Genomic DNA, 25,067 nt, shown 5'->3' with positions numbered 1-25,067 from the left:
TAAGATCAGCATCTTTGTTTTTTTGAGAATAAAATAGACGCATCTAACGGGGATTAAAAATAGTTAGGGCAGGTTAAAAAAAAATTAATATTAAATTAATACAAAAGTTAATTAGGGTCATAATTGACTGTTAATTATGTTGATAATGGTTGTTTTTGATAGGAAAAAGTGAATTTTTATTTAAAAACAATGTGTGTATTATAAAAGTTCCTGTAAAGAGTGTAAGTTTTTTTATAAAAGTTTTATAATTCGGTTGGTGAGTAATAATTATTTAATAGTGACCATACTTTTGGTATCTTGGTTTTTCGAGAAAGCTAGAAAACCCCACTTGCTATTTAATATATTTTAAAGTATAGTATTTTACTGTATTTTTCAGTTTTTATGGATAAATATGTCCAAAATTTTATTGTTTTCAATAAAAAAACAAGAGTGGGGGCCTTGGTGTATTCCATGAATTTTAGTAACCAATTTTTTTCAAGAATACTTTTCAAGAACCTTTTTTTTAAGGGAGGTTTTAAGTTGTTTTTTGCTGTTATCTTTCAGTTGTAGATAACATATAAATTATCATAAGTGCTCGACTCCATAAATGAATGGAAGATTCTGTATTGCAAAGTCATTATGATTCAATTGGAACGGCTTTTTTATTTCACCTTTTTTTTAATCTAAATCATAGATATGTATTGTCCTGAAATAGGTTGACCTTTTTTTAATGATTAAATGGTTAATAATTCCAGTTTGTTTTTATTTTTCCGATACGATTTGTAGTCAATATTTTGATTTAGATGAACCTGTTTAGGAGTATTTAAATCAAGACTTAAATGTGGTCGAATATTGTTATAAATATTAATAGCTCTTTTTGTAATCTTCTGTGCTAATTTAGTGTTTTTAATTGTAAGTTTTAGTCCGTATTCATATTTTAAAGTTCTGTTTATTCTCTCAGCAATAGCATTTTCATACGGGTCATATTTCTCTGTCATACTCATTGTTAATCCGTTTGATTCTGCAAATAGGGTATAGGTTGGATTGCAATATTGTATTCCTCTATCCGAATGATGAATCAATTTTTTACCTGGGTATTTACGATTTTTAAGAGCCATTTTTAAAGCATCTATACAAAGAGATGTTCTCATATTGTCGTCTAATTTATAACCCATTATTTTCTTAGAATAAGCGTCTGTTACTAAAGCCAAATAACTGTGTCCTTTTTGCGTTTTAATGTAGGTTATATCGGTTACCCAAAATTGTTCTGCTCTGGTTGGAACTTTATTAGTTACTAGGTTTTTGTATTTATAAAAGTGATGATTAGAGTTGGTTGTTATATGGAACCTTTTTGTTCTAGGAACCAGTAGTCTATTGACTTTAAGGAATGCATAGAATTTATCTCTACCTATTTTGATACCTTGTTTTTTGATATCTTCTTTAAGTTCATGATATAGTTTTTTAGCGCCTAATCTCTGTCCAATCTGGTTACGACATTGCTTTACCATTTGAATTAAAATAAGCTCGTTATTTTGTTTAATTTGATGAGATTTTAAGCGTTTATAGAAGGCTTGTTTACTAATCCCAAAACATTGTATTAACCATTTTCTTTTAAACGGTTTTGCTTCTTTTTCTGAATCTCGTCTGCTAATGTTTTGGGCAATGACTTTTTTGACATATCGACTCCTGTAATAAGTTCCATGTCAGCAATTATATCTTGTTGAAAGTCTTTTACAAATTCCAGTTCCTCAATTTTCTCTTTAAGTCTTTTAATTTCATCCTGTTTACTCATGCCTAATTTCTTTTGCTCTAAAGTACTATATTTTTTAATCCAGTACTGAATAGTTGGTCTAGAAATATCATATTTCTTAGCTGCATAATTGATAGAAATTCTACCATTATGAATTTGATCAATGATGAAAAGTTTGAGTTCGAAGCCTACTTTATTGTAGCTCTTTTTTCGGCAGGGTGGTTTTTTGTTTGTCTCCATAGTTTAACTAAAAGTGTTTAATTTTTAGTCAACCTATTTCAGGATTTTACAATAGGGTGGTCATTCTAGTTTTTTTATATAGATAGAGGCTATATAGAACCTTTAAGTAGTTCTTTTTAAAAGATTGTTGTTATATAAAAGAAAACCCAGGTCTTCTCTTAAGCTATTCATTAACTTTATTATGATTTTGTATTAAGGGTGTTGATTAATTTTCTGTTTTTTAGTGAGTTAGTTTACTGTTGTGGCTTGTAGGTTCTCATTTTTTATCTTTGACTTCAAAGCTAAAGTTTTTTCGATATAAAATTTTAGAAATCCATGCACAATTTATTTTGGGGACGAACATAATATTTTTCTGTATTAGGCAAATTTGGTGAGTAGAATCTGAAACCTGCCATAGGTAAACAAAATTTTCATTTTGATATGTCGTGATTTGATCAAGGTTTGCTTTTTAATTTATCGTGTAAATGCTTCACCTATTCTAAAATATATTCCCCAGTCATCTTTACCTGCAGCAACATCCATCCCAACGGTAATTCTTGATTTTGGAATGGCCATAAAACGAACACCGGCACCGATTGCAGGAAGGGTATTGCTTAGGCTAATCTCATTCGGGTTGTTAATGGCAGTAGCAATACCACCAAAAGCAACGTAACCCCACTTTTCTGTGAACCAATTTCTATATTCTGTTTGAACATCATACACTTGATTTGCTCTATATTTTCCGTTAGAATACCCTCTTAAATCATCTCTTCCTACTACATTTTGGCCCGCAAAAGGAACATCACCAATTGCAGCTTGTCCATAGGCTCTTACTAATAAGGTATTTCGTTTTCCTTGTTTGAAATATTTATTGTATTCAATAGTGACATTGGTGTAGTTAGAAGTACTACCTAAACTCTTTAGAAAACTTGTGGTATTGAATTTACCGTTAAATCCATCCAAAGGTTGCATTTGGTTGTCTCTTTTGTCAAATTCAGAAGAAATACCAAAACCGAATAAATCTTGTGTGTCTTCTGGTTGGCTTGTCACATCAAAAGTAGTTTTTGAGTGCGAATAAATGATATTCATACCTGCATATAACCTGTCGTATATGTTTACCATAAAATCTAGATACGCAAAATAGAAGTTAGTAGTGTACCCCACAAAAACTCCATCTTCTGGGAGTTCAGGTGGAAGTGGGGGCAAAATATTAGGAGGAATATTATCTAAAATATCACCCCAACTTACATAAGTTTGAAAATTGATTCCTCCGGTACCAACAACTACTTTTGATCTAAGTTTGTCTTCTTTAAAATAAAATTTATTGGGTTGAATTAAAAAATACGTATTGTTTGTAGAGTAACTTCCAATAATGGTTGAAGAAGAAAGAGGAGATATAGTATCCTTTTTATTTAATTTGTAAAAACCGGCTGCCATAACACCGAAAGAAGTTTTAAAACTATTATTGTAGGAGATGGTTGGTATTAGAATGGTTTTAAAGCTTTTGTCTTTATCATCTTCTATACTTGTATCTGTTTCTTTTTTACTCTGTGCCGAAAGGTTTGCAACACAAATGAAAAATATAAAACTAGCTGCTAATTGATTTAATTTCATATACTGGAATTAAAATGATTGGTTTGTGACTTTTCCTTTAAGGATTGAAGCGGAGTCCATACCTAATTTTTTTTGAATTTTAAATGCTTCTATTGAAGTGATGTCAAGTTTTTTAATTCGATTCTTTTTTACAAATACTACATCACCAGACATCGGACTTGGTGCGCCCGGAAGAAAAACGGTATAAAGTTCTTCGTCTAGTTTATCCATAAGGATTCCTAATTGCCAAGTTTCTTCAATATCAACTAAAATGATTTGATTATCGGTATTGTTTTCTATTCCAATAGCCGTTTCCGTCATTCCTTTGATCATGTTATAACCGGGGATATTTGATAAAAGAGTAGATTCTAGCCAGTTTTTAAAGTTTTTTGCAGTTTGAGTTTTTGCGATGATTCCAGCGATTAAACAAATTAAAATTAGGACAGTAAATGCCACCAGTCTTGCAATTGTTACTCCGCCAATAGTATCTAACGGAAGTCCTTTTACAATAGGTTTTACGAGGAGTCTTAATATTTCTATTACTTTTCCTAAAATAAGAATAACAATAACGATTGGTACAATTAGAAAAACGCCCCCTATAAGTGTTGTTTTTAAAAAGTTTAAAAAGGTTTTCATTTATTTCAGGATGGCTTTAGAAGGAGTATCATTTTTAGACCAAATAGCATATTCAATTTCAAGGTCTTTAGGACAATAAACAACTATTGGCAATTTACTATTATAGCGAATGTGTTCTGTTTTAGAACGAATGACTTTTTCCGTTTTAGAGTTTTCAGGACAAGCCATTTGAGTGCTCATGATCAATCCGTTGGTTTCAAATTGATAGTAGGAGTATCCCCAACCTTGGACTGTTTTTTTTATGAATTTACCGGCTAAATTATGTTTGTTGCAATCAACCAAATCAGTTTTACCAGCCCAAATTTCTAGATTGAAAAGTCCCTCATTTGGTTCTATGGGCAACTCAATGATATATCTTGCTAGTGTCTCGTTTGGTTTAGGGTACATACTCAGGTCGTATTCAGCAAATTTCTTTTCTGAATTAGAATTGTCTTCAGCTTTTGTATTACAACTTAGAATCAAGAAAAATGAAAGCGTTAGAAATGTGATAGATAACCTCATGAGTAACCAATTTTGTGTGTAAATCAAATATACATAAAAATGTAGTCAAAGGTAATATTGAGGTGTGAAATTTAGCGATCAAAGGAAGGGTTTAATTATTACAAATTAAGTATCTTTGCAGCCTGAATTATAAATGGAGATACGTGGATAAAGGTTTCGTTTTTTACTGAAAGTTTTCTTTTTAAAAACGACCTAATGAACAACATGAATAACCATTAAATACGAATACAATGAAAAATATCACAGAAGTTTTAAAAGAAAGAATCCTTGTTTTAGACGGTGCCATGGGAACTATGTTGCAGGCGTATAAATTTACGGAAGAGGATTTTAGAGGTGAGCAATTCAAGGATTGGAAATTATCTGTGAAAGGAAATAATGATATGCTTTCTATTACGCAGCCGGAGGCAATTAAGGAAGTGCATAGAAAATATTTTGATGCAGGAGCTGATATTGTTGAAACAAATACATTTTCTAGTACTACTATTGCAATGGCAGACTATGAAATGGAGGATTATGTATATCAATTAAACTTTGAATCTGCGAAAATAGCAAAAGAAGTAGCAGATGAATTTACCAAGGCAAATCCTGATAAACCAAGATTTGTTGCTGGTTCTATTGGACCAACTAACAAAACAGGGTCTATGTCTCCAGATGTAAATGATCCTGGTTATAGAGCTATTACTTTTGATGAGTTAAGAATAGCTTACAAGCAGCAGGCAGAAGCTTTATTAGATGGAGGGTCTGACATTTTATTGGTAGAAACGGTGTTTGATACTTTAAATGCGAAAGCGGCTTTGTTTGCAATTGAAGAAGTAAAGGATGAACGTGGAATTGATGTTCCTGTGATGTTAAGCGGAACCATAACCGATGCTAGTGGACGTACGTTATCTGGACAAACTGCGGAGGCATTTTTGATATCAGTATCGCACGTACCGTTGTTAACAGTTGGATTAAATTGTGCATTAGGTGCAAGTGCTTTAGTTCCGCATTTAGAGGCCATCTCAAACAATACAGGTTTTGGAGTATCTGCACATCCAAATGCAGGTTTGCCAAATGCGTTTGGTGAGTACGATGAGACTCCGGAAGAAATGGCAGGTCAAATTAAAGAATATTTAGATAAAAGTTTGATTAATATTATCGGAGGTTGTTGTGGTACAACACCAGGCCATATAAAGGCAATTGCTGAAGTAGCAGCAGCATACAAACCTCGTGAAATGGCTGTATAGGCTGTTGTAATTTTAAGCAATACAATTCAAGGATAGAATGAGTATAAAACAAACAAAATACATGAAGTTATCTGGTTTAGAGCCTTTGGTTTTAAGTCCGGATATGAACTTTATCAATGTTGGTGAAAGAACAAATGTAGCAGGGTCACGTAAGTTTTTGCGCCTTATTAAAGAGGAGCAATACGACGAGGCTTTAGCGATTGCCAGAGATCAGGTTGAAGGTGGTGCCCAAATTATTGACATCAACATGGATGATGGTATGATTGATGGGAAAGAGGCGATGGTTCGTTTTTTACATTTGATCATGGCCGAACCGGATATTTCTCGTGTGCCTATCATGATTGATAGTTCTAAATGGGATATTATTGAGGCTGGATTGCAGGTTGTTCAAGGAAAGTGTGTTGTAAATTCTATCTCTTTGAAGGAAGGAGAAGAAGCTTTTAGAAAACATGTTAAGTTATTGAAACGTTATGGTGCTGCGGTTATTGTAATGGCTTTTGATGAGGTTGGACAGGCTGATAATTATGAGCGTCGTTGTGAAATAGCAAAACGTTCTTATGATATCATGGTAGATGAGTTGGGGTTCCCATCAGAAGATATCATTTTCGATTTAAATATTTTTCCTGTGGCAACAGGAATGGAAGAGCATAGAAAAAATGCGATAGATTTTATAGAGGCTACACATTGGGTACGTACCAATTTATTAAATGCTAGTGTAAGTGGAGGTGTAAGTAATGTATCGTTTTCTTTTAGAGGTAATAACGTGGTACGTGAAGCGATGCATTCCGTGTTTTTGTATTATGCCATCCAGAAAGGGATGAATATGGGAATTGTAAATCCAGCAATGTTGGAGGTTTATGACGATATCCCAAAAGATTTATTGGAACATGTTGAAGATGTAATTTTAGATAGACGTGAGGATGCTACAGAACGTTTATTGGATTTTGCTGAATCAGTAAAAGGAAAAGGAAAAGTACAGGTTCAAAACCTTGAATGGAGAGAAGGTGCTTTACAAGATAGAATTACACATTCTTTAGTAAAAGGTTTAGATACTTATATTGTAGAAGATGTAGAAGAAGCACGTTTATTGGCTGCTAAACCATTAGAAGTTATTGAGGGGAACTTGATGATTGGAATGAGTGTGGTTGGTGATTTGTTCGGTGAAGGTAAGATGTTTTTACCACAGGTTGTGAAATCTGCTCGTGTAATGAAAAAAGCAGTTGCTCACTTAATGCCGTTTATTGAAGCAGAGAAAGATGAAAATTCTAGAGCACAAGGAAAAGTGCTATTGGCTACTGTAAAAGGAGATGTACATGATATTGGTAAAAATATTGTTGGGGTTGTATTGGCTTGTAACAATTACGAAATAGTGGATCTTGGAGTGATGGTTCCGCCAGAAAAAATATTAGAAGAAGCGAAAAATCATAACGTGGATGTTATTGGTTTGAGTGGATTGATTACACCTTCCTTAGATGAAATGGTACATATAGCCAAAGAAATGAAAAGGTTGGATTTTAATATCCCTTTACTTGTAGGTGGGGCAACTACTTCTAGAGCGCATACGGCAGTTAAAATTGCACAACAATATGACCATGGAGTAATTCATGTGTTAGATGCTTCTAGATCGGTGCCTGTTGTGAGTACTTTGATTAGTGATGATACAAGAGAAGACTTTTTAAAAGAGACCTATGCGGAATACGATAAATTACGTGAAGGCTATTTAAATAGAGCTCGTAAAAAGGTGTATTTGCCGTTAGAAGAAGCGCGTGCAAATAAATTTAAGATTGATTGGAAAGCAGAAGACGTGTACAGACCTAAAAAATTGGGAGTACATGTAATAGAAGATTTAGATTTTAACGAATTGGTTCCTTATTTAGATTGGACTCCTTTTTTCCAATCTTGGGAATTACATGGGAAATTTCCAGCAATTCTTGAGGATGAAATAGTAGGAGAACAAGCAAAAGATTTATTTAAGGATGCTCAAGCGATGCTTGAACGCATTTTAAAAGAAAAATGGTTTAAAGCAAAAGCTGTATACGGGCTTTTTCCTGCGAATACAATTGAGAACTCAGATGATATTGAGGTTTACAAGGATGAATCTAGAACAGAAGTTTTAGAGACGGTTTTGACATTACGTCAGCAATCTAAGAAAGGTGCCGGAAAACCAAATATTGCCTTGGCAGATTTTGTAGCTCCTAAAGAAACAGGTTTAGAGGATTATATTGGTGGTTTTTGTGTAACAACAGGATTTGGTGTTGAGGAAATTGCAGATACTTATAAAGCCGACTTAGACGATTATAACAGTATTATGGTTAAAGCGCTTGGAGATAGGTTTGCGGAAGCGTTTGCAGAGTATTTGCATGATAAAGTTCGTAAGGAATTTTGGGGTTATGCATCGGATGAAAATTTAAGTAATGAAGATTTGATACGTGAGGAATATCAGGGGATTCGTCCTGCACCTGGGTATCCAGCGTGTCCAGATCATACTGAAAAAACTGCTTTGTGGAGACTGTTAAATGTTGAAGAAAATATTGGAGTAACGCTTACAGATAGTTTGGCGATGTTTCCTACTGCTGCAGTTTCTGGTTTGTATTTTGCACATCCAAAAGCCAGGTATTTTGGTGTTGGAAAAATCACTTTAGAACAAGTGCATGACTTTGCAAAACGTAGAGGATATAGCGATGAAGTTATGGAGCGTTGGTTAGCACCAAATTTAAATGAATAAAGGGAAATATTATTTTATTAATACGAAGAAGCCTAACATTTTTAAAAGTGTTAGGCTTTTTTTTATAGAATGGAATTGTTTATTTTCGCAAGCGCGTTAGGGATAGCAGTGATATCCTTTTTTTAATTTTTAGACGGAGCAGGTTGAAGTCATAAAAAGTGAAAAAGATAAAACGAAAAGCCCGGCCGAAAGGCAACGCCCAAATAAAAGACAGAAATGAAAGTTACAGATCACATAAAAGCAGCAAAAGGGAAATCATTGTTTTCTTTTGAAATTGTACCGCCAGTTAAAGGACAAAATATTCAGAAATTATACGATAATATTGATCCTTTGATGGAGTTTAAACCTAAATTTATTGATGTAACCACTTCAAGAGAGGAGTATGTTTACCTTGATAAAGGAAACGGTTTGCTTGAGAGAAAGATTACGCGCATGCGTCCGGGTACAGTTGGAATTTGTGCTTCTTTAATGCATAAATACAACGTAGATACGGTTCCTCATGTTTTATGTGGAGGCTTTACGAGAGAGGAAACAGAATATGTTTTAGTGGATCTACATTATTTAGGGATTGACAATTTAGTTGCTTTGAGAGGGGATGCAATGAAACATGAAGCTCAATTTGTGCCTAGTAAAGGAGGTAATAATTATGCGGTTGAGTTGGTTGATCAGGTGTCTCGTTTGAATGAAGGAAAGTTTTTAAACGAAACAGTTGAGATGGATTCTAAACCTGATTTTTGTATTGGGGTAGCAGGATATCCAGAAAAACATTTTGAATCTCCTAGTTTAGATTCTGATTTATTGCGTTTGAAAGAAAAAGTCGATGCAGGGGCTGATTATGTGGTAACGCAGATGTTTTTTGATAATAAAAAATATTTTGAGTTTGTGGAGGCTGCAAAAAATATAGGAATTACAGTGCCGATTATACCGGGTATCAAACCAATAGCTGTAGAACGTCACTTGCAAATTTTACCTAAGGTGTTTAGTTTAGATTTGCCTTTGGCACTAGAAAAAGCCGTGTTGGATTGTAAGGGTGATAAAAAAGCGATTCGTCAAGTTGGTATAGAGTGGGCGATACAACAAAGTAAAGAATTGATGAGTGCAGGGGTACCAACGGTTCATTATTACTCTATGGGTAAATCAGATAATATTGTAAAGATAGCTAGTGAGGTGTTTTAGTCACTTAAATTTTCCTTACAAATAATTAATAATTATCTCAAATACAACTATAAAAAAAAGTGATTCATACTAAAACTTTTAAGTGAATTATTTGACTACATTTGTATAGATAAAAAAATAAAATAACAATTTAAAAATATATAGTTATGGCATTAGAAATAACAGACGCAACATTTGACGAAGTAGTATTGAAATCAGATAAGCCAGTATTGGTTGATTTTTGGGCAACTTGGTGTGGGCCTTGTAGAATGGTTGGACCAATCATTGAGGAAATCAGCAATGATTATGAAGGAAAAGCTGTTGTTGGGAAAGTAGACGTTGATAGCAATCAAGAATTTGCTGCTAAATACGGAGTAAGAAATATTCCTACGGTTTTATTGTTTAAAAACGGTGAAGTTGTTGATAAGCAAGTTGGAGTTGCACCAAAAGCAACGTATGCATCTAAAATTGACGCAGCGTTATAAATTATATAAGAACTTAGAACAAAAAGCCTACTAATTATTAGTAGGCTTTTTTTGTTAAAGCAAACTTATCTGTCTCTTAATGATAGGTATGCGATTCATTTTTTTTCTAATATGCTCAGATAAAAGTTATGGTCATTTATTATTCAGTGTGTTCTAACATTTTCAAGGACAAAAATAGTGCATACAATAAAAATTATCACGGAAAGATTGCTTTTTTCAGAGGCGTCAGGAATTAAAAGAGCTTTATACCGAGACTCATTTTTGAGTTTAGGTTTCTATATGAACAGTGTATAAGTCATTGAAATGAAAATGTTACTGATGAATTTGTAAAGGTTTGAGGGGACTTGATGCTGTTTAAATTTAGGCTTTGGATTTACTGTAGTCTCTGGTTTAATAAAGCTTCTAAGCCAATATTATTTAATTCAATGCGAACGATATTTGAGTCTTCAAGTTCTTGTCGGTCGTTAGGGCTACGCTTCCCAAAAATTCATAAACTAAAAAAGAAAGGAAATTATTTTTAGAATACACACTCAATAAATTCTTTAGAATTAGTTATTCGTTTATATATGTCCGGAACAGATAGATAACTATGAATTAAATTTTTCCTAAAATAAAAGTTTGGAAACTATCCTGTACAAGTGGCTTAAGAAATAGAACATCATTTTGTTTCCTAGGTTTAGAATTTGAATTTATGTTTCGTAGTTTTTTTATAAAATAACAAAAACTGCATTTCTGTTAGCATGACAAAGATGGTTTAATTTCTTTCGTTCTGAAAATGTATTCGTGTGTCAAAATCTAACTGAGTTGTTTTGTAATAAATTATCCTTTAAACTCGAATAGGCAAGAATTGTTATGGTTTGTCTGTAGCTACTAATAGTTCCTAAAGTCATTTAAAAATAATTTTGAACGGTTTGTCGTGTAAGATGTAAAAATAATGCACTTAATTCTATAAATCATACTTAATACCTGGGGGTATTCATGTTTTGTTAATATTAAATTAATGTCAAATAGCGTCATTTGTTATTCTTTTTATTAGGGGAATAAAAAATAACAAGTACTAAGTTTAATAATACTCTATTCATATGATTTTTTACACTCACAAATTAATAGCAATAATTAATTATTTAAAATCTTTAGCTCTAGTAGCTACAATAATAATTTTCTCTTCTTGTGTTTCAAACAATCAAGAAACAAATAGGGATAGTAAGATCAAAAAAGATTATTCTGCATATGTAAATCCCTTTATTGGAACAGGAGGTCATGGTCATACCTACCCAGGACCAACAAGACCATACGGAATGGTGCAATTGAGTCCGGATACACGCTTAACAGGTTGGGATGCTTGCTCAGGGTATCATTTTTCTGATGATATAGTTTATGGATTTAGCCATACACATTTATCAGGTACTGGTATTGGGGATTATGGAGATATACTTTTGTTGCCAACCACTGGTAAGGTTTATTTTTCGGACGAAAAAAGGGTAACATCAAAATTTAATAAAAAAACAGAAATTGCGGAGGTAGGCTATTATGCAGCAGATTTAGAAGATTTTAACATCAAAGCTGAGTTGACTTCAACCACAAGGGTTGGGATGCATCAATATACTTTTCCTAAATCAGATGAGTCTTCAATTATAATCGACTTAGGACATAGTTTACAAATGCATCATAATAAGAAAATACAAATTAAAATTATCAGTGATACTGAAGTAGAAGGAATGAAAATTACGCAAGGTTGGGCTACAAATCAGGTAATTTATTTCTATGCTAAATTTTCAAAACCATTTAAGTCAGAAATCTTTGTAAACAATCAATTAAGAGAAGGATTGACAGAATGGAATAAAGATAAAAATGTCAAAGCAAAACTTAATTTTACAACTTCTGAGAAAGAGGCAGTAAAAGTAAAAGTTGCGATTTCGCCTGTAAGCACAGATGGTGCCAAAGCAAATATGTTGGCAGAGCTTCCTGGATGGGATTTTAATGAGGTTGTTGTTGAGAGTAAAAAAGAGTGGAACAAGCAATTGTCAAAGATTAATGTAGAAGGTGGTACAAATGACGAACAAACTATTTTTTATACAGCGATGTATCATTCCATGTTGAGTCCAAATACAGCTATGGATGTAGATGGTGGATATATGGGAATGGATCAAATTGCTCATAATTCAAAGGAGTTTACCAATCATACTATATTTTCTTTATGGGATACTTTCAGAGGTTTACATCCCTTATTGACAATAATTAACCCAGAAAAAGATAATGAGTTAATTAAAACGTTGCTTCAAAAAAGAAAGGAAGGTGGAATTTTACCTAAATGGGAACTGGCATCTAATTATACAGGTACTATGTTGGCATATCATTCTGTAGCCGTAATCTATGATGCCTATAAAAAAGGAATATCAAATTACAATGCAGAGGAAGCTCTAGAGGCAATGATAGAAGCATCAATTTATGATCCATCTATGTTAAAAGTTTCGGGTTATAACAATGCGGCGGGTAACGTAATGGAAATTGGAAAAAAATATGTGTCAGAATTAGGATTTATTCCTGGAGATAAAACTGTGGCTTCTGTAGCCAAAGCCTTAGAGTTTGCATATAATGATTGGTGTATTGCACAAATGGCAAAGGATTTAGGGAAAACTGAAGTGTTTGAAAAATATATAGAGCGCTCTAAATTTTATCAAAAATATTATGATAAAGAAACACAATTTATGAGAGGAATTATGTCAGACAGGTCATGGAGAACACCTTTCAATCCAAACAATTCTTCTCACTGGAAAACGGATTACTGTGAAGGAAATGCATGGCAATGGTCATGGTTTGTACCGCATGATATTGAAGGTTTTCAAAAAACTATGGGAGGGAAAAAAGTTTTTACTGAGAGGCTTGAAACTTTGTTTACAACAAGTTCTAAACAGGATGGAGAACATGTTCCTGGTGATATTTCTGGATTGATTGGGCAATATGTTCATGGAAATGAACCAAGTCATCATATCATTCATTTATTCAATCATTCAGAAAAACCATGGTTAACTCAGCATTACGCGGATATGGTAATGAATGAGATGTATTTTAATAATCCAAATGGTTTGGCTGGTAATGAAGATTGTGGACAAATGTCTGCTTGGTATGTGTTAAACGCCATGGGTTTCTATCCTATTTGCCCTGGAAAAGCTGAATATTCAATAGGTCGTCCAATTTTTGATAAAGTTGAAATCAACTTAGAAAATGGAAAAAGAGCAACTTTGATTGCTCGTAATAATAGCAGAAAAAATAAATACATTCAGTCTATAAAAATCAATGGTACTAAGGTTGATCAAACTTATATAACTCATTCAAATCTAATCAATGGGGATACGATTGAGTTTGAAATGGGGGCTAGCGTTGTTAAATAATTAATAGCTGTATTAAATGGACTAGTTAGTGAACATTGGTGTACTGATAGTGAGAAAATAAAATTTTTAGTAGTCCCCAATTGTATTCGAGAGCTCACTGTAAACTCAGGATTTTGGAATTAGTATTGGAATATTAATATTGATAAATTTTTTGGGAACTCTATGAAAGAGATGTTATTTCATTTAGTAATTTATAAAAATGAATATTTATGAAAAATCAGATTTTGAAATTAATATTGTTAATGAGTATAGTTTTTTTTGTTGGTTGTGAGAATGATATAGAGACAGAAAATAGCGGAACTACTGATTATTTAGAAACTGACAACGATGCTATCAATGATGAGGAAGGCAACGATGATGATGGGGATCCTAATGAGGAGAATTCTGAAATTTTCATATTAGCCTATATAGAGGAAGAAGGGGTTGTTAAGGTAGAAATGGAAAGCGTATTGGATGCGTTAGATTGGACGGTTTCAACTCAAGAAAATTTTCCAAATGATTTGGATAATCATTTTAGGTCAGTCGCTAATTTAGCGGGTTATACAGGTGAAGGCTATATGTATAATGGTACTAGTGTTCAATATTTTCATGAACCTGGTATAGGTACATTAACCTACAATATTAAAATAACCAATGTTGGAACATACCATTTCCAATGGAGGGCTTTGATAATGAATAATATAGATGGGAATACAGAGCACAATGATGCTTGGCTTCGTTTTCATGATGCCGACGATTTTTATGGTTATAAAGGTACTGTTACTCCGCAAATCGTTTATCCTAAGGGGGTTGGTAAAACACCAGTTGTAGACGGGTCTAGTAAAGATGGTTGGATGAAAGTATATTTTAAAAACGTTGCAAATTGGTCTTTTACTGGGAGTACTTCTGATGGAGGAGGATATGATATTTATGTTGTTTTTGACGAACCAGGGATCTATAAAATGGAGGTTTCTATGCGCTCTACATATATCGCCTTAGATCAATTTGTTTTAATGAAAGAAGGGGTAAACGAATCCTTAGCTAAAAGAGTTACTACTTCAGTTAGTAAGATTGAAAGTATACAGAAATAAATACTAAAATAATTTCTGCATATTGAACATTTTGAATCTATCAGATAGATATATTTATCTTCAGAAAAAGTCGGAAACTAATGATTTAAATGGTAGAAATAGTGGTGAGTTATAAACGAATTATGTAACCCCAATATTATTAATCCGTTTAAGATATAAATTAAATAAAAGAATAATTTTAAGCATATTAAACATGAAAAAAATAACGCTACTTGCATTTGTTATGTTGTTTGGAGGAATGACCGTTATAGCAAAGAAAAAAAATCCAAAACCTAATGTATTACTCTTTTATGCGGATGATTTAGGATGGGGAGATTTAAGTATTAACAATGGAATAATTCCTACCCCTAATATTGACCAAATCTTTAAAAGAGGTACTACTTTTAATAATTATGGAACTCATTGTGTTTGTTCTCCTTCTAGAGCCGGATTGTTAACAGGAAAACATTACGTGGATGTGAACGCCGGCCCACAAACAGGAGGTGAGTTAGATCCAAAGGAAACAACAATTGCAGAATCCTTTAAAAAGGAAGGGTATGTAACTGGAGCATTTGGAAAATGGCACAATGGAAATCCTCCAAACTACGGTAAGAATCCTACCCCAAAGATTCAAAAGAAGTATAGTATAGGTTATGGTGTAAACAATCATGGTTTCGACAGATTTGTTGGTTATTATGGTGGTGGTGGTAACTACTTCACGAGATACACTTCTTATTATTATTTCAATACTTGGTACCATGATAATGAGAACAAACCAGATGAGAAGGGATACACAACGGATTTGGTAACAAAATATGCGATAGATTTTATGAAAGAAAACAAATCAAAGCCTTTCTTTTGTTACATTCCTCATGAAGCTATGCACAATCCAATTCATGCCAAGTACGAAGATATTTTAAGAGTTCCAGAATCGGTTAGACAAGGTGAAAAGTTATTATCAAAAGAAGAATACATGTCTTGCTTTAAAGATGAAGTAAGCTGGAAAAAATTATCGAAAAAACAAATACAAATTATTCGATCAGCAATGTTGATCAGTTTGGATGATGCAATAGGAAGAACAATTCAATTCTTGAAAGAAGAGAACTTGTATGATAATACAATTATCATGTTTACTTCCGACAACGGAGCAACGCCAGAAGGGAATAATTTACCATTAAGAGGAGGGAAACATACTGTATTTGAAGGCGGAATTCATGTTCCTGCTGCTATTTTGTGGGAAAATGGAGGTATTAATCAAGGGAAAAATTTTGAGGGAGACTTTGGTTATTTAGATGTGTATCCTAGTTTATCTGCAATGGCTGGGGTTGAACACAATGTACTTTCAGAAATTGATGGAAAGGACTTAAGTAAAGAAATATTAGCGAATACAAAGCTAGAATCAAGATACAAGCATTGGGTTTGGAGACAACAAGGAGTTGTTAAAAATGAAAAGTGGAAACTGATTTACAACCTGAAAAGTATGCAGTTGTATGATTTAGAAAAAGATATCAGCGAGGAAAAAAACGTAGCTAAAATATACCCTGAAATTGTAGCAAAATTAAAAATAGAACACGAAAATTGGTTGGAAGAAAAAAAATGTGCACCTACCTATATAATACCAGAAAATGATAATATCGAAGCAACCCCTGAAGGAGAAGTGTTAGAGTTTTATGCAGAGCAAGTTAAAGAGGTAAACAACCAAAGAAAAGGGTTGAGATTTGTTTTTGCTTTAGGATACCCTAAAGATAAGGCTGTATTACCAGGTGATGTTATTGAATACGATATATGCGTGGCTAAAGATGGTAGAGAAGATGGTATTTTGTATACACCAACTACTGGATGGAGCCCTATGTTTTTACAGAACACAGGATACGATCAGTTTGGAAGATTGCAGACTACAGCTCCAAAGATAAAGGGAGGTAAAGGTGTTTGGGAACACAGAGTTTTGGGTGTTGGAAACGTTTGTCCTTTAAGAATTCCTTTTAACGTGATTGCAATGGTAGGAAAAAAAGAAGGAGTTTATCATTTTTATATAGATAACATTGTTGTAACTCGTGAAGATGGATCTAAAATACCTTTATGGCAAAACAAATCCAATACCTTCGCTAGGTGGAATGAAAAACCTTTTATGATGACACCAAAAAATAGTGCCTTTAAAGATGTAAAAGTAAATGCAGTACAATTATCTAGTATACAATAAATTTAAATGAGCTTATCAAGAAATATCAAAGTTGTTTTTTAAATAGTTGTTATGTAGTGTTTTATGTCGGTGATAAACAAAAAACAAGAATAAGTTACCTTCAAAATAGAACAATCTAAAATACTCGTATTTGATGCAGAACATGAGATAAAAGTGTTTTACATGAGAAAAAATAACAACTACATCTATGAGCATCTTTTCGAGGAAAATCGTCATAAAAGTAGAAGATATAATTATAAAAGAGTAATTAATTTTATGAACCAATTCAAATTTTAAAAATGAAAAAAAATATCATTCTATTATTTTCAGTTTCATTGATTGCTTGTAAAGGACAAAAGCAAGATACGAGTAGTAGAACATTAAAACATAATCCTAAAAAGAATGTTCTTTTTATTGTGGTAGATGATTTAACAACAGCTTTAGGATGTTATGGTAATAAAGCAGTATTAACACCGTATATCGACGCTCTTGCTAAAGATGGTATCTTGTTTAATAACGCTTATTGTAATTATTCAGTCTGTAACCCTAGTAGAACTTCTTTCTTAACGGGTTTGACTCCTGAAACGACCACTGTTATGGATAACAAAACACCTTTGCTTTCTATTTTAGGAGACAAAGTTACACTACCTGCTTTATATAAAAGCAATGGTTATCAGACTGCTAGCTATGGTAAAATTTTTCATAAGTCTAATAAAGGTTACAATGATCCAAAAGCTTGGGATATTATAAAAGATTACCAAACGACCAAGATTGGAAATACAGGGAAAAAGAGAAACATGACTGATGGAGCATTAAAATGGTGCAGATGGTTAGAGGCAGAGGGTACGGATGAAGATCAGGAAGATGGTATGATTGCAAGAGATGCTGTAGAATTCTTAAAATCTAAAAGAGATAAACCTTTCTTTTTAGCTTTAGGTTTTAAAAAGCCACACGATCCATTCAATGCACCAAAAAAGTACTTTGATTATTACCCAATGGATGAAGTTAAAATTCATGAATTGCCTAAAGATTGGAAGTCTCCGAATAAACTAACGCTCCCAGATGCGACAAAAATTTTTGATAAGTTTTCAGATCAGGATAAGAAAGAATTTATAAGAGCTTATTATGCTTGTATTACTTTCATGGATACGCAATTAGGGAAAGTAATCAAGGTCTTAAAAGAAACAGGAGCGTATGAGAATACGTTAATTGTTTTTTTAAGTGATCATGGTTACCATCTAGGAGAACAAAACTGGTGGAATAAAGTTACTCTGTTCGAAAAAGGAACAAATGCGCCTTTTATAGTATCAGGAAACTTGGTTAAATATAAGGGAGTAAAGTCAAATTCTATGTTTGAGTATATCGATATTTACCCAACATTGGCAGATTTTTCTAATTTAGAAAACACACCATCGTACTTAGAAGGAAAAAGTTTCAAAAAGGTATTAGATAATCCTAAAACACCCTTTAGAACGGAAGTAAGGGCAGTAATTAAAAGAGGTGAAAGACTTGGGAAATCAGTTAAAAATAAAAACTGGAGGTATGTACAGTGGGATAATGGCAAGTTTGGGGATGAGTTGTACAACCAGAATACAGATCCTTTTGAGTATGAAAATTTAGCGGATGATAAAGCATACAGTAATGTCAAGATGCAAATGGAAAAATTATTGAATTAAGGTTAAAATCAATAACCATAATCTAAATATTATTTATCCTGATAATTTTTTAATAAAAAACAATTATGAATTATAAAATAATGTCAAAACTTTTAGCCATAAGTATTGTGGCTGTTCTTTTTAGCTGTAAAAAAAATCAATCAACTGATTTTTTGGCTAACAATGAAGCTGAATTACCCAATATATTGTTCTTATACATGGATGATATGGGAATAGGAGATCCACAATGTTATAATTCGGAATCATTGATTCCTACACCCAATATTAACAAATTAGCGGCACAAGGAGTGCGATTTACTGATGCGCATTCAGCTGCTCCTGTATGCGGTCCAAGTCGTTATGGGGTAATAACCGGGAGGTATCCTTGGCGACGTGGCGAAGAAGGATTTGGAAACGGAGAAATGTATGAAAGTGTAATGATAGAAAAAGGTCGTGAAACTCTTGCCTCTGTACTTAAGAAAAAGGGATACAACACTGCTCAAATAGGTAAATGGGGGCTTAAGAATAATTACAATGATGCGGTAAAAGAAGGAGAGGAACCAGGGTCAATAGATGCTTATGATTTTCCTAATAAAAAACTACTAGGTTCAAACTTAGCAGGATTCGATTATGCTTATACTCAAACACACATATATGAGAAGGAGGGTTTTGACAGTATAAAAGGTATGGCTCCAATATCGGATTGTAAAATGCCTTTTGTAAACGGTTTGCCAGTCAATAAGGATTTGGAACCTGAAAATCCGTATAATTGGGTGCCTAACAGTGCTAAAAAAGTTATAGAATATTTAGAAGTATTTGGAGGCAAAAAAGAGAACCCAGAATATGGAATGGTTAAAAGTAAACCATTTTTTATTTATTGGGATCCCCCAGGACCTCATGCTCCATACGTACCACTTCCTGAATTTGTAGGGAAAACTAAGGTTGGGAGATATGGTGACTATGTTTATGAAATTGATCACTATATTGGAAAGATGTTAGAAACTTTAGAAGAACTTAATTTGTCAAAAAATACGATCGTGATTTTTTCTTCAGATAATGGTGCAGATAAATATTCGTATGATAGAATTCAAAAATTCAAGCATTATGGTATGGGGACATGGCGTGGCTTAAAACTAGATGTTTGGGAAGGAGGGAATCGCATTCCGTTTATTGCTAGATGGCCTGGACAAATTGAACCGAATACAATAAATACGCATCAATTTTGTTTGACAGATATGATAGCTACATTCGCAGAATTGGTAGGGGGTAACTTATCTGATGATGCAGGTGAAGATAGTTTTAGTATTCTAGAATTGTTAAAAAATGGAAAACCAACGGAAAAACGACCACCAATTCTATACAATACACCTCGTAAATATTTAGGAATACGTAAAGACGAGTGGGTATATATTGATGCACCTGCGGGAGGCAAGGGTGAGCCAAAGTGGTTTATAAATGAACGGGGAATCAAAGAACACAATCAAAAGAATGAATTATTTAATTTAAAAGATGATCCCGGGCAAACAAAAAATTTAGCTCTTGACTATCCTGAAAAAGTAAAAGAATTGAAACAGGAATTAGAGAAAATGGTTGCGCAAGGTAACTCAAAAGAATAAATTATTAAATTAATACAAATTCAACAATGACAATTAATAGTAGTAAAAACATCGTTATATCTTTTTTAGCAATTATTTTAATAGCCTGTTTTGAGGGTTATTCGCAAAATAACACAAAAAAGGTAACCTATGTAGGAATAGATGGAAAGGATCAAGATATACAAATCTTTTTTCCTAAAAATCATAAAACAAATGACAAGAAAAACTGTTTTGTTTTTTTTCATGGGGGTGGATGGACCAAAGGTAATTTAACTCAAGGAAATGAAATTTGCAGTTATATGGCTGAAAGAGGAATGGTTGCTATTTCCGCCAATTATTCGATGCATGAAAAAGAAAAATCCAAGAATTTACCAAATGGAGAGTCAAAAAAAAGAATATGTGTTACGGACGGGAAAACTGTGGTCAGATGGGTCAAAGAGAATCATGAGGATTTAGGAATAGATCCAGAGAATATCGTTGTTAGTGGAGTATCTGCAGGTGGGCATATAAGTGTGATGCAAATGATGGATACCCAATTCAATAATCCAAAGGATAATACAGAAATTACAACGGATGTTAAAGCGTTTGTGTTGATATGTCCTGCATTTACATTATTGGAAAGAGATAAAACTCCAGAGCTAAATGTATTCAATCATTTAGATAAAAAATTTCCACCAATGCTCTTTATTGTAGGAGAAACTGATAAATGGAAAAAAGCCTCAGACAAACTCGTAGCCAAACTTAAGGAGCAGAAAGAGGTAGATTTGGAATTGTGGGTTGGACTAAATTCTCCTCATATGTTTTACAGAGAACAAAAATGGATGCCTTCAACACTATTAACTATAGATAACTTTTTAGTAAAGAGAGGCTTTTTATCCGGAACAGCGACGGTTGAATTAAAAAAGGAAAGTAAAAGTCTAGTAGGAAGATAACCTTTAATCCTCAGTATGCTACTCTGAAAATTTACTTCAAAAAACATTTTCTGGTATTCAAATAAAGCCTCCTTGTATTGAACTTGCTTAGTTTAATATAAGGAGGTTTTCTGTGTTGGAAGAAAAATGTTTCTATAAAAGGCTATTCGGATACCTATAGTATGGTAGTTGTTTGCTTAGTTCGCGGACAAATAAGTTGTGTTTGTACATTCTAAATGATAAAAAAGTTAAATATGAAACTTGTATAACGAAATAACCTCACGCTGCAGTAGAAATAATTATATCAGTAGCCAATAAATACTGACAAAGTCAGGAAATAGATGGTAACATCGCGGACGAGTTGCATTTTACCAATAAGATGATTTTGGAGTTGTTGGCTTTGTCAAGAGAGGTATGGATAATCACTTTTTTTTTATCAACTTATGTTAAAAAAAATATTGAGTAGCATTCCAGCTATTCAAACCATTAAGTAAAAAATACAGGGATTAATATGGTTTATATGCTGAAAGGAAATTTTTTACCTTAATAATATCTTTTAAATAAATTTGTAAATAAAATGATAAGCAATATAAAATTCAATAACATCAAAAGTTTAATTCAATAACTTAGAGGGAATAAATACCAATTCATTTTTTGAAAACGAAAAAAAATCCGACTTTGAAAACTATCAAAGTCGGATTTTTACAATATAATATATAGAAACAACTAACGAACTAATGTGAGTTTTTCTTCTTATTCTTTTTATTTTGCTTTGGAGCTAAACCAATTGCTTGATCATATTTTTTCTGTTGTTTCTTGGTGAAAGGTTTCATTTGAGATCTCCAATCTTTGAAAACATCCTGCAGTTCTGCTACTTTTTCAGGATTTGAATCTGCGATATTATTTTTTTCAGAAACATCATTAGGTAAATAGAATAAATGTGTTTTTAATTGAGATTTATTGTTTACTTTGTCGTAAACTAATTTCCAACCATCTTTTAAGACTGCGTAGTTAGCGGCTCCATTATACCAAATAAATTCATCATGTAATTTATCCACTTTTCCTTTTATTAGAGGCATTAAATCCTTTCCATCAACCATGATTTCTGGGATTTCCATTCCAACAGCTTTTAAACTAGTAGGTAATATATCAAATGACATAATCGGTGCTTCTACAACAACCCCTGGTTTGATCTTATCCTTCCATATCACTCCAAATGGAGTTCTATGTCCACCTTCCCAAAAAGTGTGCTTATTTCCTCTTAATGGAGTGTTATCAGCTTTCATTCCAGGAGCACCACCATTATCGGTTAGAATAAAGATCAATGTATTGTCATAAATTCCATTGTCTTTTAATGCTTTTGTAATTCGACCAATATTTAAATCCATATGGTCTATCATCGCCATTAAGATATCTCTTGTTTTATCTCCTGTATTATATTTAGCGATATCTTCATCAGGTGCTTCAGCAGGTGAGTGAACGGCATTAAAACTTACCTGCATAAAAAATGGTTTCTTTTTGTTTTTATTAATAAAATTAACAGATTCATCTCCAATTCTTGTAGTGAGGTAACCCTGATCGTTAATAGGGTCTAAATTCTTTTTCATACCATTGTACTCCATGTTTTTATCTCCAACTGGACCTAGGTCAAAATAGCTATGGCCCCCATGACCTAAAAATCCGTAAAAATAATCGAAACCTCTGTTGGCAGGGTTGTATTCCGGAGTTAAACCTAGGTGCCATTTTCCAATCATTGCTGTTGAATATCCTAATTCTTTAAAATATTCAGGTGCAATTTTTAAGTTTTTGTCAAAACCTTGGCGTGTATCAGGTGTATTATACAAACCATTTCTTTGTTGATAATTACCACTTAATATAGCTCCTCTGGTTGGAGAGCAAGTAGCACCACTAGTATGTGCATTCGTAAAACGTGCACCATCCAAAAGAAGTTTATCCATTTCTGGAGTTTTTACATCTTTTTGAGAAAATTCAGACAAACTATAATCTGCATATCCTTGATCATCTGTTAGAATGATTAGAACATTTGGGTTTTTAGATTGCGCATTAGACAAGTTTGCAGAAAAAATTGCAAAAGTCATAAAAAATAGAATCAAAGTTTTTGATATGTTGTAGTTCATGTTTAATAAAATTAATTTCTCAAATATATCCGAATAGATTAAAAAAATAATAATAATCTATTAATAGGTTCTTTTAAGTCACCGTTGTAAAATAATTAAGAACATTATATTAAAGTTTTGGTTAAAGGTTTAAGTTAGGTATGTTTTTTTTGAAAAATCAAAATTTAAAAATTTATTTAGAGTAACGTAAAGCTTCTTTAGAATTAAATTTAGTGGTCTCCTATTTGGTTAAATTAAGTTCCTTCAAGGGAGTTCTGCTTTAGCAAAAATGATACCCGTCTCGAGAGTTACTTCATTTAAACTACGAAAAATTTGCTAATGCAATGACCATTATATGAAGTAATTTTTTAGCTAGTTAAAATAACTTAGCGTCTATTTGTTTAAATAAGGGAAGTTTATTTAATAAAAAATTTAAAACATAGATTTAGAGTGGTTTTACGAGATGGGTGCCGAGTTGAAATATTTTATTCTACCTTTTTTGATTAGGATTACTAGGATTAATTTTTCGATTTTTCATTTCGGTTACTACAGTTGCATATTTAGACTTACTTATTTCTTCCCAATTCATATTCTTAATTAAATTGTAATATTCACCTGGGTCTTTACTATGATCGTACAATTCATATTGTACTGGATTTCTATCAGCCCATACCGTAAAACGATAGCGGTTGGAAACAATGCTGTATTGCAAATTATTTACATCATTTCCTTCGTAAATAAACGCTTCGTTATCCCATGTAATAGTTGGATTTTCAACAAGAGTCTTGAAACTTTCCCCTTCAAGGTTTTTAGGTGGTGTAATATTAAGATAGTCTGCAATTGTTGGAAATATATCTACCAACTCCACGATACTTTTAGTTCGTTCTCCATTGGTTTTCAAATTTGGGGCGTAAAAAATCATTGGTACACGAGCGCTTTGTTCATAAAGGGTTACCTTTCCCCAATGATTAAGATGTTCTCCTAGGTGATAACCATGATCGCCAAAACAAATAATTATAGTGTTTTCCCAGAGATTATGAGCATCTAACTTATCGAGAAGGCGTCCCATTTGATTATCGGAAAAAGTAGTAGCTGCTGCATAAGCAGCCATAAATTGTTTGCGTTTCTTCATGTCCATAGCATTGAATTTTTCTCTGCTAGATTTTGGAGTTGCCCAATTATAAGGAGGTATTAAATCTTTTGGCTCTTCAATCAGCACCATTTGATTTGTAGGGTATAAATCGAAATAACTAGAAGGGGCAATATACGGGTTATGAGGTTTTTTGAATCCCGCAGCAAGAAAAAAAGGTTGATGTAGGTTTACGGCTTTGTCTAAGAATTGTTGAATATCAGAAGCTACTAAATGATCTGTATATCCGTATGCATCTAAATCTTCTGGTCCTTTATAGGCATATTCACGAGATTTACCATTTAATTTGATATAGTTGGGGTCATTATTATATTTACCTGCTTTTTCATGATTTATGGGGTCTTTGTATTCTTTTTTATCCTCTAGATCCATATTCCATGATTTTCCATCCCCTGAATTATTATGAAAAACTTTACCAATAGATATCGTATAGTAACCATTGGTTCGTAGAAATTGAGGGAGTGTTATAATGTTTTTGCTAAGTTTGAAATCAGTCTTAGTATTTTGCACAACTTTGGTACTGGGGGGCCTTAAGCCACTAAGAATAGATGCGCGACTAGAATTGCATACGGGAAATTGACAATAGGCTCTGTCAAATCTAACTCCACGTTTGGCTAGACGGTCAAAATTAGGTGTTTGAACATCAAAAGGAGTAAACGAATCATGATCTCTTAAATCATCAATAATAATCATTATAATATTAGGCAGAGTAACTTCTTTTTGGTTTTGTGCTGAAGTATACATTGATGA

The 25,067-nt window shown here is 32.9% G+C and carries 17 protein-coding genes; 10 read left to right on the top strand and 7 right to left on the bottom strand.

Annotated features, from left to right (window positions below; genetic code table 11):
* Positions 1-713: 713 nt before the first annotated feature.
* The 5 genes from AC2DGP_RS05530 to eco form a co-directional block, all read right to left on the bottom strand.
* Positions 714-1,562, bottom strand: a complete 849-nt coding sequence (locus tag AC2DGP_RS05530; RefSeq protein ID WP_484492479.1) for an IS3 family transposase — start codon at positions 1,560-1,562, stop codon at positions 714-716.
* A gap of 14 nt (positions 1,563-1,576) precedes the next feature.
* Positions 1,577-1,969: a transposase gene (locus AC2DGP_RS05525; RefSeq protein ID WP_484491652.1), complete on the bottom strand. Its 393-nt coding sequence runs from the start codon at positions 1,967-1,969 to the stop codon at positions 1,577-1,579.
* Positions 1,970-2,422: 453 nt separating this feature from the next.
* A complete protein-coding gene (locus AC2DGP_RS05520) occupies positions 2,423-3,562 on the bottom strand; it encodes a BamA/TamA family outer membrane protein (RefSeq protein ID WP_484492020.1) in 1,140 nt (379 codons plus the stop codon).
* A gap of 9 nt (positions 3,563-3,571) precedes the next feature.
* On the bottom strand, positions 3,572-4,177 hold the full coding sequence (locus AC2DGP_RS05515; protein ID WP_484492019.1) for a DUF502 domain-containing protein: 606 nt from the start codon (positions 4,175-4,177) through the stop codon (positions 3,572-3,574).
* Positions 4,178-4,678 carry a serine protease inhibitor ecotin gene (gene eco, locus AC2DGP_RS05510; protein ID WP_484492018.1) on the bottom strand — a complete coding sequence of 167 codons (501 nt, stop codon included), beginning with the start codon at positions 4,676-4,678 and terminating at the stop codon, positions 4,178-4,180.
* 230 nt (positions 4,679-4,908) lie between these two features.
* Between eco and AC2DGP_RS05505 the strand changes: the two genes are divergently transcribed.
* The 10 genes from AC2DGP_RS05505 (at position 4,909) to AC2DGP_RS05460 (ending at position 21,071) form a co-directional block, all read left to right on the top strand.
* Positions 4,909-5,904, top strand: coding sequence for a homocysteine S-methyltransferase family protein (locus AC2DGP_RS05505; protein WP_484492017.1), 996 nt, complete (start codon positions 4,909-4,911; stop codon positions 5,902-5,904).
* A 37-nt stretch (positions 5,905-5,941) separates the two neighbouring features.
* Positions 5,942-8,629, top strand: coding sequence for a methionine synthase (gene metH, locus AC2DGP_RS05500; protein WP_484492016.1), 2,688 nt, complete (start codon positions 5,942-5,944; stop codon positions 8,627-8,629).
* A 216-nt stretch (positions 8,630-8,845) separates the two neighbouring features.
* Positions 8,846-9,805: a methylenetetrahydrofolate reductase [NAD(P)H] gene (gene metF / locus AC2DGP_RS05495; protein WP_484492015.1), complete on the top strand. Its 960-nt coding sequence runs from the start codon at positions 8,846-8,848 to the stop codon at positions 9,803-9,805.
* A gap of 146 nt (positions 9,806-9,951) precedes the next feature.
* Complete coding sequence (trxA, locus tag AC2DGP_RS05490) at positions 9,952-10,269, top strand: thioredoxin (RefSeq protein WP_484492014.1); 318 nt, start codon at positions 9,952-9,954, stop codon at positions 10,267-10,269.
* Positions 10,270-11,351: 1,082 nt separating this feature from the next.
* Positions 11,352-13,661: a GH92 family glycosyl hydrolase gene (locus tag AC2DGP_RS05485; protein ID WP_484492013.1), complete on the top strand. Its 2,310-nt coding sequence runs from the start codon at positions 11,352-11,354 to the stop codon at positions 13,659-13,661.
* A gap of 209 nt (positions 13,662-13,870) precedes the next feature.
* Positions 13,871-14,731, top strand: coding sequence for a hypothetical protein (locus tag AC2DGP_RS05480; RefSeq protein ID WP_484492012.1), 861 nt, complete (start codon positions 13,871-13,873; stop codon positions 14,729-14,731).
* A gap of 193 nt (positions 14,732-14,924) precedes the next feature.
* The gene (locus tag AC2DGP_RS05475) at positions 14,925-16,910 is read left to right on the top strand and encodes a sulfatase-like hydrolase/transferase (RefSeq protein ID WP_484492011.1); all 1,986 of its coding nucleotides are present in this window, start codon (positions 14,925-14,927) and stop codon (positions 16,908-16,910) included.
* 278 nt (positions 16,911-17,188) lie between these two features.
* Positions 17,189-18,565, top strand: a complete 1,377-nt coding sequence (locus AC2DGP_RS05470) for a sulfatase (protein WP_484492010.1) — start codon at positions 17,189-17,191, stop codon at positions 18,563-18,565.
* Between the two features lie 65 nt (positions 18,566-18,630).
* Positions 18,631-20,160 (top strand): sulfatase family protein, encoded by a 1,530-nt coding sequence (locus AC2DGP_RS05465; protein ID WP_484492009.1) that lies wholly within the window; start codon positions 18,631-18,633, stop codon positions 20,158-20,160.
* Positions 20,161-20,186: 26 nt separating this feature from the next.
* Positions 20,187-21,071, top strand: a complete 885-nt coding sequence (locus AC2DGP_RS05460; protein WP_484492008.1) for an alpha/beta hydrolase — start codon at positions 20,187-20,189, stop codon at positions 21,069-21,071.
* Positions 21,072-21,784: 713 nt separating this feature from the next.
* Here AC2DGP_RS05460 and AC2DGP_RS05455 read toward each other — a convergent pair.
* On the bottom strand, positions 21,785-23,188 hold the full coding sequence (locus tag AC2DGP_RS05455) for a sulfatase-like hydrolase/transferase (protein WP_484492007.1): 1,404 nt from the start codon (positions 23,186-23,188) through the stop codon (positions 21,785-21,787).
* 469 nt (positions 23,189-23,657) lie between these two features.
* Positions 23,658-25,061 carry a sulfatase gene (locus AC2DGP_RS05450; RefSeq protein ID WP_484492006.1) on the bottom strand — a complete coding sequence of 468 codons (1,404 nt, stop codon included), beginning with the start codon at positions 25,059-25,061 and terminating at the stop codon, positions 23,658-23,660.
* Positions 25,062-25,067: the final 6 nt, after the last annotated feature.

It is taken from the genome of Flavicella sp. IMCC45537, from assembly GCF_057197705.1.
This window is presented reverse-complemented; position numbering and strand designations above follow the sequence as displayed.